Origin of the sequence: Paraburkholderia sp. UCT31 (assembly GCF_014397655.1) — a bacterium.
In the GTDB taxonomy this organism is placed as follows: domain Bacteria; phylum Pseudomonadota; class Gammaproteobacteria; order Burkholderiales; family Burkholderiaceae; genus Paraburkholderia; species Paraburkholderia tuberum.
Genome location: NZ_VZQP01000010.1, coordinates 188141 through 203525, shown reverse-complemented (window position 1 = coordinate 203525; position 15385 = coordinate 188141). Strand labels below are relative to the sequence as shown.

15 protein-coding genes and 1 pseudogene are annotated in these 15385 nt (G+C 59.2%); 7 read left to right on the top strand and 9 right to left on the bottom strand.

Going from position 1 to position 15385, the window contains the following annotated elements; all coding sequences use genetic code 11:
* Both F6X40_RS43490 and F6X40_RS11380 read right to left on the bottom strand, forming a co-directional pair.
* Positions 1-285: pseudogene (locus F6X40_RS43490) on the bottom strand (hypothetical protein); the annotation flags it as partial.
* 562 nt (positions 286-847) lie between these two features.
* On the bottom strand, positions 848-1462 hold the full coding sequence (locus F6X40_RS11380) for a hypothetical protein (protein ID WP_187627928.1): 615 nt from the start codon (positions 1460-1462) through the stop codon (positions 848-850).
* Here F6X40_RS11380 and F6X40_RS11375 point away from each other — a divergent pair.
* Both F6X40_RS11375 and F6X40_RS11370 read left to right on the top strand, forming a co-directional pair.
* Entirely contained in the window at positions 1439-2164 is a 726-nt protein-coding gene (locus tag F6X40_RS11375; protein WP_187627927.1) for a hypothetical protein, read from the top strand. The genes F6X40_RS11380 and F6X40_RS11375 overlap by 24 nt on opposite strands.
* A gap of 102 nt (positions 2165-2266) precedes the next feature.
* A complete protein-coding gene (locus tag F6X40_RS11370) occupies positions 2267-3541 on the top strand; it encodes a hypothetical protein (protein WP_187627926.1) in 1275 nt (424 codons plus the stop codon).
* 345 nt (positions 3542-3886) lie between these two features.
* On the opposite strand, the gene F6X40_RS11365 is transcribed toward F6X40_RS11370, so the two are convergent.
* Positions 3887-4225, bottom strand: a complete 339-nt coding sequence (locus F6X40_RS11365) for a hypothetical protein (RefSeq protein ID WP_187627925.1) — start codon at positions 4223-4225, stop codon at positions 3887-3889.
* A 152-nt stretch (positions 4226-4377) separates the two neighbouring features.
* Between F6X40_RS11365 and F6X40_RS11360 the strand changes: the two genes are divergently transcribed.
* Entirely contained in the window at positions 4378-4935 is a 558-nt protein-coding gene (locus tag F6X40_RS11360; RefSeq protein WP_222946045.1) for a GNAT family N-acetyltransferase, read from the top strand.
* 198 nt (positions 4936-5133) lie between these two features.
* A complete protein-coding gene (locus F6X40_RS11355) occupies positions 5134-5370 on the top strand; it encodes a hypothetical protein (protein ID WP_187627924.1) in 237 nt (78 codons plus the stop codon).
* Here F6X40_RS11355 and F6X40_RS42255 read toward each other — a convergent pair.
* Entirely contained in the window at positions 5367-5498 is a 132-nt protein-coding gene (locus tag F6X40_RS42255) for a hypothetical protein (RefSeq protein WP_262421430.1), read from the bottom strand. The two genes, F6X40_RS11355 and F6X40_RS42255, sit on opposite strands and share 4 nt — an antisense overlap.
* Positions 5495-5896, bottom strand: coding sequence for a hypothetical protein (locus tag F6X40_RS11350; RefSeq protein ID WP_187627923.1), 402 nt, complete (start codon positions 5894-5896; stop codon positions 5495-5497). Before F6X40_RS11350 ends, F6X40_RS42255 begins: the two co-directional genes overlap by 4 nt.
* 268 nt (positions 5897-6164) lie before the next feature.
* Here F6X40_RS11350 and F6X40_RS11345 point away from each other — a divergent pair, with 268 nt between their 5' ends.
* Positions 6165-6422, top strand: a complete 258-nt coding sequence (locus F6X40_RS11345; protein ID WP_187627922.1) for a DUF2442 domain-containing protein — start codon at positions 6165-6167, stop codon at positions 6420-6422.
* A 93-nt stretch (positions 6423-6515) separates the two neighbouring features.
* Here the strand turns inward: F6X40_RS11345 and F6X40_RS11340 are convergent, their stop codons facing one another.
* Positions 6516-7376 (bottom strand): hypothetical protein, encoded by an 861-nt coding sequence (locus F6X40_RS11340; protein ID WP_187627921.1) that lies wholly within the window; start codon positions 7374-7376, stop codon positions 6516-6518.
* A 315-nt stretch (positions 7377-7691) separates the two neighbouring features.
* Between F6X40_RS11340 and F6X40_RS11335 the strand changes: the two genes are divergently transcribed.
* Positions 7692-8051, top strand: a complete 360-nt coding sequence (locus F6X40_RS11335; protein WP_187627920.1) for a helix-turn-helix transcriptional regulator — start codon at positions 7692-7694, stop codon at positions 8049-8051.
* A 28-nt stretch (positions 8052-8079) separates the two neighbouring features.
* Entirely contained in the window at positions 8080-9252 is a 1173-nt protein-coding gene (locus tag F6X40_RS11330) for a hypothetical protein (protein WP_187627919.1), read from the top strand.
* Between the two features lie 58 nt (positions 9253-9310).
* On the opposite strand, the gene F6X40_RS11325 is transcribed toward F6X40_RS11330, so the two are convergent.
* Genes F6X40_RS11325 through F6X40_RS11315 form a run of 3 tightly spaced genes read right to left on the bottom strand, consistent with a single transcriptional unit; the run spans position 9311 to position 15361 of the window.
* Positions 9311-12415, bottom strand: a complete 3105-nt coding sequence (locus F6X40_RS11325; protein ID WP_187627918.1) for a type I restriction endonuclease subunit R — start codon at positions 12413-12415, stop codon at positions 9311-9313.
* A 5-nt stretch (positions 12416-12420) separates the two neighbouring features.
* A complete protein-coding gene (locus F6X40_RS11320; protein ID WP_187627917.1) occupies positions 12421-13767 on the bottom strand; it encodes a restriction endonuclease subunit S in 1347 nt (448 codons plus the stop codon).
* Complete coding sequence (locus F6X40_RS11315) at positions 13757-15361, bottom strand: type I restriction-modification system subunit M (RefSeq protein WP_187627934.1); 1605 nt, start codon at positions 15359-15361, stop codon at positions 13757-13759. Before F6X40_RS11315 ends, F6X40_RS11320 begins: the two co-directional genes overlap by 11 nt.
* Positions 15362-15385: the final 24 nt, after the last annotated feature.

Here is a 15385-nt window from a genome sequence, read left to right as displayed (position 1 = left end):
GTTTCCCCCTCCACCACCATTGCCGTTGGTGCCTGCGGCACCTCCGACGAATTCGGTGCCACCGGACGTCGTGGTCGAGGCATCCTGCCCGGTAGCGCTTTGTGACCAGTTTCTGGAGATGGAATTGTAGTAACTTTCGGCGCCACCTCCGCCGCCCGCTGCGAGCGCAAGCGTGCCATTGATTTGAACAAAGGTGCCGCCTCCGCCACCGCCGCTGCCCCACGAATCGCCATTCCAGTAATCCTGCGACCCAGTGAGGCCTCGTTGGCCTACGAGTACTCGCACGACCTGCCCCTGAGTAAGGGCGAAAGTGCCTCGCACAACGTTGCCCCTTCCGCCACTAAAGCCGGACGTCGCACCGCCCTGCGCACCGGCGGCCGTGATGACGTATTGACCCGAGACCGGAACCGTCCATTGCTGGATTCCATTCTGGACAGAAAAGCCAGCAGGCGCGCTCGCGCCGTAGGTGCTTGTGCATTGCCCCGGCGTCGGCCCCGACTGCCCGGTCGCGCCACAACTGGTCATCGTGATAGGCGAAAACGTGGCCGAGGGCGGTGCAACAGGTGCAACCGGCCCGGTAAGTCCCTTCACTACGACGCGGAATGAGTAGGACGGCGCCGCGCCAGCCGCGAGCGGGCAAAGAAGACTTAGTACGAGGGCAAGTTTCGAACGGTTCATTTTGATTGGTATGTAGGTCGATGCGCAAAGCACCACTGACCGAAGCAGCGTGCGAAGCCCTCCACCGGAGCGGCTTATGCGTATAGCGCTATGCACCTAAGCCGGGCACCGGACTGTCGGCTTCACAAAACGCACGTGGCGCCAAAGTTTTCTATACGCCTAAATGTCCTTAACCAACGGAACCCAAATGGCAGCCAAACATCACGAAGACGAGCAATCCCATGCGGCCCAGATGACGCCGGAGGAATTCTTGTCCGGGCCGAAAAAGCACGACTTCGGACAACCTGATAAAAGCCAGGCTGAGCAGGACGCGAAACAGGCCGTAAAGGCCGGCATGGCGTTCGCAGAAGGCGGCGTGGCCGGCCTCGCCACGCATGAAGCCGTGGGCTTCGTGATGGACAAGGAACAGCGCGACCACCGCCTTGGTCTGGTAGAACGGGCTCACGACGCAATCAAAGGCGAGAAGGGCGACAGTCTCGATAAACACGCCGCGCCGGCGGCCGTTCACGCAAAGGAAACGGCTCACGCGCAGGGCGAACACGGCCACGCCGGCCCTCCCGCGCAGCACCTCGACAAACTCGCGCAACATCAGGGTGCGCACGAGCCTAGCCATTCGGATGCCGGGAAAGCGCACGGAGCGCAAGCCGAGGCGCATCATGGCGGCGCGCAAGCGCAGCACCTTGACAAACTCGCGCAACATCAAGGCGCACACGAACCGCACCCACACCACGCAGCTCTGCACCACGCGGTTCAGGACCACATGCTGCGAAACGGCATGGCGCATGACTTGCACCGCTCACAGGACGTCGCGGCGGCGATTCATTCCGCGCTCGAAGGCGGCCATGGCCATGACGGCGCAGCGGTCAAGTTTCACCGCGAAGGACCGGCACTCGCCACGCTCGAACCGAAAAGCGCAGTTCTCAATGGGCCGAACGCGGTCGGCATGGAAGCTTTTGCATCCATCGCAAAGGACGGTATGCCCCACGACGCCATCGCAGCGGTACGCGAAGGCGCGGGACCGGGCCATGAGCACCGCAGCGACCTGCAGTTGATGGACAAGGTCGGGGCCGAAGGCCTGGCGGCGGTTCAGAAGGACGGTTTTCCTCACTCGGAAGTCGCTGCCGTTCAGCACGCGATGAACGAAAAGCTGGCTGATGCTGGCCTGCAAGGTGTCCAGGCAGACAAACTCGATGCCCTGAAGGCCATGACGCAAGGCCTCGAAAAGGGTGAGTCAGCGGTGTTCCTCGCCGACAAGGAGAGCGGTACGGGCAAGGTTGTCTCCTCGAAGGAACTCGACGGCGTCGAAGTCGGCGGTCCCATCAAGGTCGACGTCACGTCGGTGCGCGAACTTGCAGGGAAAAATGAAGCGAACAACGACCGTGCGCAGGACCGCTCCTTTGACAAGGAGCAATTGCAGGCGTCCCGCGAGAAGGACCAGGGCAAGGAGCGTGTGCAGGAAGCCACTATGGCGATGTCCATGGCCTAACGCCCCACGCGCCGACCGCTAAGGAGCCGCCAGCACGTCTGGCGGCTTTTCCTTAGGGCGCTTGCTATACCGGATATCCAAACCGACCAGACCGGGGGAAACATGGCCGACCAGCAAACGACGCAACAACAGAAAGACGCCGCTGACGCACAGAAGCGCAACACGGACGCCGCGACAGCGCGGGCGGCCGCAGAAAACGACTCGCACATGCCGGCAAAGACCGTGAGCGATGCACAACACGGCGCAACAGCGTCCGACGCCAAGGCGACCGAGAAACCCCTTGCAGCGGGAGAACTCAAGCACGACGACAAGGCCGCTGAAGCGCCAAAATCACCGGAGCAGGAACAGCCCAGCCTCCTGGAGCGTGTCGCTCGCGACGGTGTCGCCTACTACAACGGAGGCTGGAAAGGCGTAGTCGCTCAGGAAGGGGCAACGCTGCTTTTCGACAAGCTCCGTGAGCATGCCGACCCGAAAGATATGGCAGGTATCGACGCGCTCGAGCGCCTGACGAAGGACGGCCTTGCTTTCGGCACCGGCGGCTGGAAGGAGCTGCTTGCGCAGGAAGCATTCAATATGGCGTTCGACACGAACCACGACCGCAGCGGGGGCATGGCGGGCAAAGGCATGGGCGACGTCGCGGCCGCATTCGGCCTTCTCACCGAGAAGGGCGGCGACATGATGAAAATGCTCCAGTCTGAAGGCGGCCCGACGGCAGCTTTTGCCCCTATGTTCGCGGCACTCGGTGGCGGCCTCCTGGGAGAAAAGGTCGAAGGGGCCGCACTGGGCGCCGACAAGGTCGGCGGCGCGCAAGCATCGGGCCACGACGCAATCCAGGCAGCCATTGAGGACCACATGCTGCGCTCGGGTATGGCGCCCGACGTTCATCGTGCGGGCGACATCGCAGCCGCTGTCGTCACAGCCCTCGACCAGGGCAACGGCCATGATGGCGCGTCCCTGCAGTTGCATAAGGACGGCCCGACGGTCGCTACCCTGCAGCCCGCGAACGAAAAAGACGCGCCGGGCGCCATCGGCATGGATGTCCTTGCTTCTGTCGCGGAAAAGGGCGTGCCGCATGAATCGCTCGCAGCCATTCGCGAAGCGGTCGGCCCCGGCCACGAGCACATGAGCGACCTGCAGGTGATGAACCACGTAGGTGTGCGCACGCTCGAGCATGTCGAGAAGAACGGCATCTCACAAGGGCAGGTCGAAGCTGCGAGCGAGCAAGGTGGTCACGGCAGCAAGCTTGACGCTGTACGTGCAGTCGCCGACGCCGCACACGGCGAAACGTCCGGCGTGCAACGCGAACAGCAACTGGCAGCGCAGGAAAAATCGGCTGCCAGAACACAGGCGGCTGAAGCGACGATGACCATGGGATAAGTCCAGGTAACCGCCGGCTCAGCGCGGCGGCTATCTGGCCCGCCTGGCACGCTGTTCAGTTTTTCCCTTGCGTGAGGACGACATTCTTTACAAATAAGTCTTGCGCCCGAAAAATTATCAATGTAAACTCCTTTACATGCTGCTTCCCCCGAAACAGCGTCGAGCTGCAGATTTGTCCTCTTAAGCTTGGCTTCCTTGGCCCGCCGCGACTTGTCGCGCCGGGCCTTTTTTGGCTCTGAGGCCTCGGCGCGGTTCGTTCAGTGGCGAATTTGAACCGCCTCAGCGGCAGGGTGCCTCTGATGGCGGGTTTCGAGAGTCACGTTTGGACTCCCTTTGCCTCCCGGCTTAATCCGGCTTATCGGACCGGGCGTCGGCCTTCAACATCAATTCCTGCGCTAGTCGTCGTTCCTCAACAAAAGCCGCCACTGTTTCCCGGATGTCATCAAACTCGAGCCGTGCGCGGCTTCGCTGCAGGGTGTACCCGTGGCGCGCCAGGTACCAAAGGAGGACGTCCACGACATAAATCTGCGCGGTCATGGCCGAAATATCCTTTGCGGGATTTCCGTCGTCAATCTCCACAAACTCCTTGAGGGCCTGAAAGAAGTCCTTCGCCTCGTGAAAGTCCCGTAGGAACTCTGGCAAATGCTTGCCGTCGTCCCGCCATTTTCTCAGTGTTGCATCCAACTTTTGGCTCCCACGGTAAGACGCTGAAACAGGGCAGCGCCGGGCATTGTGCGTCGCTAGAAACGGGCATTTAGCGGCCGTGGCCGGAGCGCGAGAATCGCCGCGCCCGCCCCGGTATGTCGCCTAATCGCGCCAGAACGTTTTGTAAAGGTTTGACAACATTTTACGCATGTCCGTATAATTTTACAAATCCGGTGCTGGTCCGCGACCGCACGCTCACAAGAACGAAGGGTATATCCCGCATGATTAGTTATCAACGCAGCAACCGGCTCGTCGACGGCGTGGTCGCCTACAACATGCTGCGCAATCTCGGGGGCCTTTATCCTGACTTCGAGTACTGGTTCATCAACAAGTGCCTTCCGGGCATCATGGTCGGAACCGACGAACTGATTCTGGCCCGCGATAGGGAGCATGTCATCGGCGTCGCCCTCGGAAAGAAAAGTGAGGGCGAGACGAAGCTGCGCTGCGTGCGAGTGGCACCGGGGCGAGAAAACAGCGGAGTAGGAATTCATCTCGTCGAGCACATGCTGAAGGCGCTCGACTGTGACCGCCCTATGTGCACCGTCGCAGAGGAACACCTGCATCAGTTCAGTCGGCCGTTCATCAATCACTTTGGCTTTAGCCTGACTCAGGTTGAGAAGGGCATGTACCGCAGAGGCAAGCTTGAGTACGTCTTCAACGCGACCGAAGGACGTCAGCATGCGAACTGAACACAGCAGGACGGATACACCCATTGGTGCCGGCGAGCTACTGCGCGCGCCGTCTTTGCAGCAGATTCCTAAGTCAGTCGTCCCTCAGCGGCTGTTCAAGCCGGCCGGATGGTGTCTCGTGTGCATCGACTACAGTGTGGGAGGCGTGGAGGAGTCGTACCGTACACCGTTTCACGACGGCCGTGGGAGTGCCCGATAATGCCGGCGTTCAACCGTTTCGACATCTGTGAGGCACACGCAGTCCTCGAATGGGACTACAACGTTGGCGGCTGGCTGCGCGAGCGACCATCCAATCGTCGGCGCATGGAAGCGACCGCTGTGCAACTGCACCGCATGCAGTTTCGCCCGGCACCAACGCTTTCCTATGAGGCGCTGTCCGAGAATGGCAAAGCCATCTATCACGCGCTCCGACGGAGCTATAACCTGCCGCGCTAGGTCAGCCCCGACATGTCGTCGATGCTTGCGCCCCGGGTGTACAGCGGGATTTCGCCAAGGGCAAGATTCAACAACAGCCGGTAGCCGGTATTCGCCTTTTGCGGTTCCAGGCCGTAGGCCCGGTTCACGCGGCGGACGACATGCCGCGTTCCTTCTCAATGCGAAGAAGCCGCGCCGCCTCTCTTTCCGCATGCGAGGCCTGACGCGGAAACTTCCCCCGAAAGAAAATCCATTCGCGAGTGCGCAACTCGTGCAGGCGGTCGGTCAAAGCCGAACCGCGCAGGCCTTCAAGTTCCTGAAGCTGCTCAAGCAGCAGTTCGTCCGCGCGCCTTTCTGCCTCCGCCTGAAGCTGCCGAGCCTCCGGAAACGAACGGGCAACACTGCGCAGGAAGGCAGGTATGGTCGGGTCCATGTGCTGGACGACTTCTCGTAAAGTTCTCGCGCGCCGCACTTGCCAGGCTTGCGCCGAAATGTTGCCTCGGGCCTGTTCCATCAGCAGGTGTAGCGTCGGGTCAACCGTCATCATTGTCACCTCTGCCTGAGCTTGTTGGTCTTGGCGAATCTCAAATCAATGGTGATAGTTTACGGGAAAGCCGACACGCAGTCACCACGATTTTCCACGGCTGGACTCCTTGGCAAACCTGGAGCCGGGACCGTAGTCAACCGGGTGCAGAGCCGATAGAATTCATCCTAAAAGGGGGGGCAAAGGTGAGACTTTTCGGGAAGACGCTAAGTAATTCGCGCTATCCTTGATTTGGTGGCGGAACATCGTGTACTCATCGAGGAGAGCTGGAATGGCTTCTTTCGCAACGGCAGTTAAGTTTGACGACGACAGCTTCACTGTGGTCCTGCGGGATGGCCGAGAGCTTCGTGTACCGCTATCCTGGTTCCCGGTGCTGGCTGCCGCGACACCCGCGCAACGAGCAAAGGTCCGCATCTCGAAGTCCGGGGCCGGCCTGCACTGGGACGACATCGACGAGGATATTAGCGTCGCGGGTCTCCTTGAAGGACGTGGGGACCTAACCACTCGGCAGGCAAACAGCATTACTTGATTGAAAAGCCCGGATATCCTCCGGGTTTTTTTCAGGTCACACGCGCCCGCGAGGGATGACTGCGAACTTGCCGGCCGGCGGAGCGAAGAGACGCTAGACGCGGGCGCGGTAGCGCGCCAATGCCCGGCTCAGCGACAGATTGAGCTTGGCACCGTCTGCTGATTCACCGGACCAATGAGCGGCCTGCGACGTACCCGCCGGAGCTAGCGAATCGGTCTTGAGCGCACGGGCGTCATCGCCCAAGGGACTGCACCATTCCGTCACCGCGCCGAGCGCGTCACGCACCCGCAACAGGATTCTTCCGCATGTATCGAGGTCGAACCTGTCGTCCGCGCCACGCAGCTTGCCTTCCATATCCACCCAGAACGGACGGGTACCAGCGGCCCGATGAATTCGGAAAAGCTCGCCCGTGATGTTCTCAAGTCCGAGGCCTCCCGCGTAACCGCATGTGACGTGTGGCAGCGCCTCGGGCCAGACTTCGGGACTTGCACCCCGGCCGCCCGACGCGTCAAAGAGAACCGTCATCCGGTGGACGATTGGCGCGAGCGTCGCGCATGCGTCCGAGTTCGCCTGATTGTGCTGGATGATGAAGGTATGCGGGAGTCGGTTGGCGACCGCCGCAAGGCTATCGAGGTCCTTCGGGCTACGTGTCTGGTTAAAATTCAACTGAACCCGGTCGAACCCCTCGAGCTTTTTCAGTATGCGCGCATCACCCAGGATAAATGCGTCCACGTCCCGGCCGCACAAGTGAATTGCTTTCTTGACGTCGGGACAGGCAGCAACAAAGCGATGCACCCACTCATCGGTCGGATAGCGAGGCGTGCCTGCGCGCGCCGCGCTCGACAGGACCGCCCATTCGACGCCAACGTCCAGAAACTCACGCGCGAGCGCGCGGAGCTCCTTCGGGTCCGTACCGTCATCTGCACCGGTCATGCTCACATGCATCAAGCGCATGGGGTCTCCTCCTTCAAAGTGAGTTGAGAGCTGAACCGATTTTGGTCAAACACAAGGTGGACTTCTGTCGCTCAGCTTCTGTCGCTTGGCTTGCGTCGGTGCCCATCGTCACACTCCCAATGTGTGGCCAAGGTCTAGACACCGAATTTAGTTCGCTTGCAGCCGTCGGACGTGCCCGGCGAAGGATTCGACACCGCGCGTTTTACGCAGTTTTTGCTCGTGTCGTTTAAAAAGTGAGTTTTTGCTGGCTATAGGACTAGTAGCCGGCGTGTGAGCGCCTTTTTTCAACCTTCCACTGTGTAGTGAGTAGTACACATGCAACAGCATTTCGGTGACTTCATCAAGCAGTCCCGGATGGCGTTGAGTGAGGCGAGGGGACAGCAGTACTCCTTGCGGCAGGTAGCAGGGCGAGCAGGGCTGGAACCGTCCTACTTGAGCAAGATTGAGCGAGGCCTGGCCGACCCTCCCGGCGAGGAAGCCATCACGCGACTCGCACTGGAGCTCGAGCTGGATGCAGACATGCTACTGGCGCTTGCAGGCAGAGTGTCATCGGAGCTGCAGTCGATTATCCGGAAGCGACCCTTGCTCTTTGCCTCGATGCTACGCGAACTCAAAGATGCCCCGGACACCGCCATCCTTCGCGTAGTCCGCGAAGTTAGAGATGGCAACTGGTAGACCCATTTTTCTATTAGGAGAGTAAGACATGCTGCAAATCGAACGAGATTCCCTGAAGTTCAGTTTCCCCGAAGTCCATAAGGACGCCGTGTGTCATATCACGTTCCAGCGCACTTTGCGCATCCCCGACGATAACCGTACCCATGGCCTTCCGTGCGGCCTCGGCGCTTTTCCGCTCTACCACGTGGACGACTATGCGGAACGACTGCCGCGCGCGTGGAAAGAACACGGCGGCGTGTTCCTGCCGATGGCCAAGGCCGAAGCGATGTGGATTCGCTTCAACGCATCGTTCCCATTTGCGGTCAAGATTGCGGCCGGCAAAATCAACGCGGTCAATGGGCATGCGTGGACGCCGGGACTCAAGCGCAGCACTCACTCGCTGCTGAACGACCACGACCGCCTCTATTGCGGCAGCCCGTCGCCCACGTCTGGCGGCGTGTTCAACGCCAATATCGCCGACTGGCTGTCTTCGTCGCAAAAGCCGGCAGACCCCGAGCAAGACTACATGGTGCTCTCGAAGCAACCGTGGCTCGACGGCTTCGCGGTGGGCGAAGGCAAGGTTCGGCAGTTCGTCGCGATGCCGATGGGCGAGGGGTACACCGTCGAAGAGCAGCTCACTGGTGTCGCTGAGCACGGTGGACTACAAATCATCGTCATTCCGTTGAAGAAGGAGCACTACACTCCGCCACGGCCGTCCCCGTTCCGTGGGCTTCCGGGCAACGTGACATTTTCAGGTGCGGTTGGCAGTGTGATGACAAACACGATGTGCTCCACTCAAGCATTTGGCGCCCTCGCTCAGAACGCAGAGATGGGTCTAGGCGCCGGCGGCCTGATGAAACAGGAAATCTACGCGGACGACCGCCCAATCGAGCACTGGGACCAGGCGAGCAGCAGCCGGTGTTTCGTGCACCTGCTGTCGAGCGATGCTTTCGAGGCCGTGACCGGCAAACAGCCGCCACCGTCGCCCGTCACCATCGATGAGTACCGCCGGCTCGGCATGCCATTCTTCGACTACTTCGACGCGAACGAGAAGGCTCTCCCGGGTTCCAAACGACTAGCCGGCGTGGACAGCATCGCGGCGAAGGCTATCAAGAAGGGCGAGACGGTGCTCCCGGAAGAGCAAGGCGCGGGTTTCGTCGCCGCCCCAGTTCAGCTGAAGCACCCCCGCCCCACGGGAATAGTTCGCGAAGGGAAGTTCTAATAGGCCAGCGCGGGCGATTGCACAAACGCCCCGCGACAGCGGGGCGCGACAGTCTGCGCTAGGCGGTCACCTCATTAGTCCATGCTTCGGACAAGACTTCAGCCTGGAGTACAACGGTCTCCACCGCTCTAGCCTCGTGGTCTAGGGGATACTTGTGGCGCTTCAAAATGGTCCGAATGTTCTTGCGGATTTGAGCTCGCACGGTTTCGCGTACCTGCCAGTCGACTGAAAGCGAATTCCGTAACTTCTCCGTAAGCTCGTGAGCGATAGTCTTGAGAACATCGGGACCCAATGCGCGTACCGACGCCTCATTTGTCTCCAGCGCGTCGTAGAACGCCACTTCGTCAGCAGTCAGTCCGAGCTCGCGGCCCTTGTCAGCTACCTTGTTGAAATCTTTGGCCATCGCTAGCAGCTCTTCGATGACCTGGGCCGTTTCGACGGTGCGGGAGCGGTATCGTCGCAACGTATCGTTCAGGAGGTCCGAGAACCTCTTGTTTTGGACCACATTGGTTGCAAATCGGCTTTTGATGTCGTCGCGCAGTAGCCGCTCGAGCAACTCGACAGCGAGGTTCTTTTGCGGCATCTTTGCGACGCCATCGAGGAAATCGTCCGAAAGAACCGCAAGATTAGGCTTTTTCAGTCCGACGGCGTCGAAAACGTCGACAACACCCGAGTCCGCAACCACGATGTCGGAAATAATTTGCTTGAGCGCTTGCTCCTTTGCCTGGTCCGTCAAACCCTTGTCGGCGCCGTTGTGCTTGACCAGTACGCTGCGGACCGCCTGCATAAACGCAACTTCTTCTCGGTATGGCTTTGCGTCGGAAAACGTGCTGCACAAAGCATAGGCTTTCGTCAGGACAAGAACACAGTCAGCGAACCTTTTTTTTCCGTCCGGCTGGCCGAGAACATGGTCTGCCGCGCCGGGGAGGACACCCATGCCGTTGGTCCTGAACGGGGAATAGTCGTAGCCGCTCAGAATGCCCCGGGCAACATCCAGCTTTTCAACGGCAAGTTCGAGTGCCTTGGAAACATCGGCCGCCGGAGTTCCTCGGCCCTTGCTCGTATATTGCGTCACTGCATTTTTAAGGTCGCCGCCGATACCGATGTAGTCGACAACCAGACCGCCGGGCTTGTCCTTAAAAACTCGGTTGACGCGGGCGATAGCCTGCATGAGATTGTGGCCCCGCATGGGTTTGTCCACATACAAGGTGTGCAGGCACGGCGCATCGAAGCCCGTGAGCCACATGTCTCGAACAATCACCAACTTCAACAGGTCCTTCGGGTCCTTAAATCGACGCTCCAGCATCTTTTTGACTTCAGGCGGGTGGAGGTGAGGGCGGAGGTCAGCGCTATCGCTGGCCTTGCCCGTCATGACAATTTTGACTGCACCCGTGGCTGCGTCGGCACTGTGCCACTCCGGATGGATTCGCACAATTTCGTCGTACAGCTTCACACAGATTTCCCGGCTCATCCCTACGATGAGCGCTTTCCCCTCAATGACCTCCAGCCGAGCCTTGAAGTGGTCCAGTAGGTCTGCGATAAGGATGGCGACGCGTGAAGGTGTCCCCACAACTTTCTCCAGCGCGGTCCATCTTGACTTCAGGTCTGCCTGCGCCGATTCCTCCTCGTCCTCGACAAGGTCATCGACATCTGCATCCAGCGAGGGCACTTCATCGTCCTTGAGCGCAAGCTTGACCATACGAGGCTCATAGAAGAGGGGGACTGTCGCACCATCCTCGACGGCCTGCTGCATGTCGTAGATATGGATGTACTCCCCGAAGACCGCGCGAGTATCCTTGTCCTCCGTGGAAACGGGCGTACCAGTGAAAGCGATGTAGGTCGCGTGGGGGAGCGCGTCGCGCAGATGCTTGGCATAGCCGTATTTCATGCCCGCGCTGGCCACTTCGCCGCCGAACCCGTACTGTGAACGGTGCGCCTCGTCGACAATGACGACTACGTTAGAGCGAGGGCACAACTCTGGGAGCGTATCCTCATCTTCACCGGGAAAGAACTTCTGAATAGTGGTGAAGATGATGCCGCCGGACTTCTTGCTAGTAAGGATGCGGCGAAGCTCTGGTCGGGTCTTGACCTGCACGGGGGTCTCCCGCAATAGGGCGGATGCCTCGGAAAAAGTGCCGAAGAGCTGCCCGTCTAGGTCGTTACGGTCTGTAACCACGACGACGGTAGGATTCTTCATGTCGGGGTCCGTGAGCACCTTGCCCGCAAGGCACACCATCTCGATGCTCTTGCCCGCTCCCTGCGTATGCCACACAACACCGCCCTTGCCATCTCCCCCCGGGCTGCTGGCGTGCACAATTTGGCGATGTGCCTCCCGGACCGCGTGGAACTGATGATAGCCCGCTATTTTCTTGATGAGCTGCGCACCGTCTTGCTCGAACAAGACAAAGTTTTGAATGTAATCCAGAAAGAGTTCTTTCTCGAACACACCGCGAATTGTCGTTTCGAGCGAACGGCAAGACCCTTTCAAAGGGTCCAGTTCCTTGCCATCAATGGTGCGCCAGCCCATGAACCGCTCTCGGTCCGCCGTGAGAGAACCAATGCGGGTCTCGACGTTGTCGGAGATGGCTAGCAATACGTTAAAGTAAAAGAGGTCGGGGATGTCCTCCTTGTACGTCTCCAGTTGCTGAAACGCCTGCCAGACATCCGTGTCCTCGTCCGCCGGATTCTTGAGCTCGATGACGCCCAAGGGGAGGCCGTTCAGATAGACGACCATGTCTGGCCGCCGCTTGCGCCCAGGCCCCTGGACAGTCAGCTGATTCACCACCAGCCAGTCGTTATTGGCCGCGTTTTCAAAGTCAACTAGGCGAGCTCGGTCCGACCGCAGAACACCCTTGTCTCGGTACTCGACAGGGACTCCATCCTTAAGCAGCTTGTAAGCTTCTTGGTTTACCCGGACCAACGCCCGACTGCTGAATCTCTTGAGGACGGAGACCACGCTCTCAATCGCCGATGCCGGCAAGTGGGGGTTCAGGCGTTTCAACGAATCGGTGAGGCGGCCGACCAGCAAAACCTGCTTGTAAGTGTCGCGCTCAGGGGTAAGTCCGCCGGGGGAAATGACGGCGCCTGGTTCCACTTCATAGCCCAAGGCTTCAAACCAAGTAAGGGCCAGCTTTTCTACAGCGTCTTCGTTGATTTCGTTCATTATCTTTATTTACTTTTACTTTTTTGAACAGGTTTGAGCAGTCCGCCACCTGCCCGGCAGTTGTCGCGAAAGTCCGGCAGACGGATGGCGCCCGAAATCAGTTTAGGGAGGAGACTGTCGCGGAACGCAGATAGAGTCTCTTGTTCATGGATGTTGTGCTCGATGACTGCCGCTGTGGAGGCGGCAATCTCTTCGAATTTGGAGATGAGCCTGCGCGGGGGCACCCGAAACTGGGGAATTTCTAAGCCAGCGCGACTTAGCATATTGACGGTACTTCCGTTGCAACAACCGATAATTTGCTCGCGTACCGCAGGGCTGCGAAGGGTCCAAAACAGAAACTGCGTTTCTAGCGGGCTTCCCGCTTTGAATCTAACTCGGTAAACATGCTGCGAAAAAATTCCATCGGAATATCGGCGCGGAACAATCGCGGGACTTCCGATAAGCCGGTGCTCGTGCCCTTGCTCCGTATTTGCTACTAGGATGTCGCCTTTGACTACGGTGTGTTTGGCCTTGTAATCCCCTTTGTAATGCTTCAGGCCGGCATACTTGTAGCCGCCTCCTTCGAATATCGAGTTGAGGTTATGCATGGGCACGCCTTCGTCTGCGTTGCAAAGTCCGGCACCCTTATAACTCAAGCCGCGCTCTACCTCGAGGTGCTCTTGCAGGCGGTCAACGGCCCATCCCTTTGGAGTTGGACCCAACTCCGAATCTTCGAACTCACTTGGAAACAACGCCGCCGTCTCCGCGTCCATTCCGGCCGGCGCTCGCCCCTCAACCTTTGCCTTCACCGGGTCGAACTCAACGAACCAGGACTTGAAGAGCGTCTGGACGATTGCTTCTAGAGTCTTGTTGGTCGCACGGAGGTTCTCGATGCGGTCGTCGAGGGTACCGAGAACGGAGGCGATTTGTGATTGCTCCGTCTTGTCAGGCAGTTCGACGAAGAGCTTCTTCAGGTCGGCCACCTTGACATGCCCCATCGTTGTCGCTTGGTCCGCAACGATGCCTTCGAAAGTTGGCAACAGCCACGTTAGCAAGTAGCGGAGGTACCCCTGATGTACCATTTCGCGAGCCTGCACCTTAAAGATATGCTGATTCAGTACTGCCGGTCCGCCCGTCCAGTGGTAAATACCAACTGACGCAGACCAGGCAAATAGTAAATCTCCGGTATCTATCCGATGCTTGTCGAGCGGTACCGACGCCAGATGTTTTGTTGAGGGGCCGATTCCGTTGTTGAGCTCCCCGATTTTGATAACGGGGAACCCTTTCTCGCCAAGCTCCCCCGAGGCGCAAGCACGGCCGTTGATAAATTCGGCAATGTCATAGAGGATATACGGTATGCGGTTAGACGGCATAGCCTAGCCCCCCTAACTTGCTTCGAATGACGTCGACCAGCGCCGCGCCTCGCTCCAGCTGCGATGCCAGCACAAGCGTCAGCGCTTTCATCTTTTCTTCGAATTCGCCTTCAACCTCGGTGGACTCCTCAGTGCCGACATACCTGCCCGGCGTGAGCACGTAGTCGTTCGCAGCGATTTCCTCCCGCTTGACCGACCGGCAGAAACCGGCAATATCCGCGTATGCCGCAGGCTCTTGGCCCGAGGGTCTCTCGACTTCCCCGTCTTGGCGCCAGAGATGGACCGCCCGGGAAATTCTCTGAATGTCCTCCTCATCGAAAACCCGCAGGGTGCGGGACTCCATGCGGCCCAGCTTACGAGCATCGATAAACAGCACTTCGCCACGACGGTCACGCCCGTGCTTGCGCTTGTCCTTGCACAAGAACCACAGACACGCAGAGATGGCGGTGTTGAAAAATAGATTGTTCGGAAGCGCCACCATCACTTCAACCACATCGTCTTCAACCATCGCTTGCCGGATGGCCCCCTCGTTATTCTGACTCGAAGACATCGTCCCGTTCGCCATCACCACGCCGGCTTGACCGGATGGCTTCAGGTGCCAGAGGATGTGTTGCATCCATGCGAAGTTCGCGTTGCTGTCGGATGGGACGCCATAAGTCCAACGCTTGTCGACCTGGACTTGGTCAGCACCCCACTTTGAGATGTTGTACGGTGGATTACTCAGGCAGTAGTCGAACTTCTGGTCGGGATGCTGGTCGGCCAGCAGCGTGTTGTCGGCCTGTTTGCCCAGGTTGAAGTCCATACCGCGAATGGCCAAGTTCATGGCGGCCAGCTTCCACGTCGTGGAGTTACGCTCCTGACCGTAGATGGAGATGTCGCCAGCACGCCCACCGTGCGCTTCGTTGAATTTGCGAGACTGCACGAACATGCCGCCCGCGCCGCAGCATGGGTCGTACACTCGGCCTTTGTGGGGCGCCAGCACTTCTACCAAAACTTTGACGATGGATGAGGTAGTGAAGAACTCGCCGGCACCTTGACCTTCGGACAGCGCGAAGTTTCCCAAGAAGTATTCGTACACCTGCCCGAAGATGTCACGCTCCGCGTCCGCGTCGGTGAATCCTAGCTCGCTGATGAGGTCCACAATGGACCCAAGCGCATCGGTAACAGTCGTCGAGTAGACCTTGTTGAGGACGCCCTTCAACGGTGCGTTCTCGTTTTCAATGGCAAGAAGAGCGTCGTCGATGACGCGCCCCAGGTTGGGCTGCTTCGCACGGTCTTGGATGTAGCCCCAGCGGGCTTCTTCTGGAACCCAAAAGACGTTGTCGCTCAGGTAGTAGTCGACCTCTTCCAATGCGGCCGCACGCTGGGCAGGGTCGTCTAGGTAGTCGTCATGTTCCGGGTTAGCGAGGTCGGCGACCAGTGCGACACGCTTGCGCTCGAACGCGTCGGATACGTACTTCAGGAATACTAGGCCCAGGACAACGTGCTTGTAGTCGCCGGGGCTGATGCTGCCTCGCAGGGCTACTGCGGCATCCCACAGGTGCTGCTCGAGTGACTTCTTCTTGGGCTCAGCTTTTTTGCGAGCTTTGGTCATTGGTTTCTGAACTGCTGCTTCTTT

Bases quoted from the DNA above. Each gene is read 5' to 3' on its own strand.
- F6X40_RS11375 (WP_187627927.1), top strand. From the start codon at position 1,439: ATGCTGCGAAACGGCATGGCGCATGACTTGCACCGCTCACAGGACGTC.
- F6X40_RS11355 (WP_187627924.1), top strand. From the start codon at position 5,134: ATGCCGGCGTTCAACCGTTTCGACATCTGTGAGGCACACGCAGTCCTC.
- F6X40_RS11350 (WP_187627923.1), bottom strand. From the start codon at position 5,896: ATGATGACGGTTGACCCGACGCTACACCTGCTGATGGAACAGGCCCGA.
- F6X40_RS11335 (WP_187627920.1), top strand. From the start codon at position 7,692: ATGCAACAGCATTTCGGTGACTTCATCAAGCAGTCCCGGATGGCGTTG.
- F6X40_RS11330 (WP_187627919.1), top strand. From the start codon at position 8,080: ATGCTGCAAATCGAACGAGATTCCCTGAAGTTCAGTTTCCCCGAAGTC.
- F6X40_RS11340 (WP_187627921.1), bottom strand. From the start codon at position 7,376: ATGCGCTTGATGCATGTGAGCATGACCGGTGCAGATGACGGTACGGAC.
- F6X40_RS11345 (WP_187627922.1), top strand. From the start codon at position 6,165: ATGGCTTCTTTCGCAACGGCAGTTAAGTTTGACGACGACAGCTTCACT.
- F6X40_RS11325 (WP_187627918.1), bottom strand. From the start codon at position 12,415: ATGAACGAAATCAACGAAGACGCTGTAGAAAAGCTGGCCCTTACTTGG.
- F6X40_RS11320 (WP_187627917.1), bottom strand. From the start codon at position 13,767: ATGCCGTCTAACCGCATACCGTATATCCTCTATGACATTGCCGAATTT.
- F6X40_RS11315 (WP_187627934.1), bottom strand. From the start codon at position 15,361: ATGACCAAAGCTCGCAAAAAAGCTGAGCCCAAGAAGAAGTCACTCGAG.
- F6X40_RS11380 (WP_187627928.1), bottom strand. From the start codon at position 1,462: ATGCGCCATGCCGTTTCGCAGCATGTGGTCCTGAACCGCGTGGTGCAG.
- F6X40_RS11370 (WP_187627926.1), top strand. From the start codon at position 2,267: ATGGCCGACCAGCAAACGACGCAACAACAGAAAGACGCCGCTGACGCA.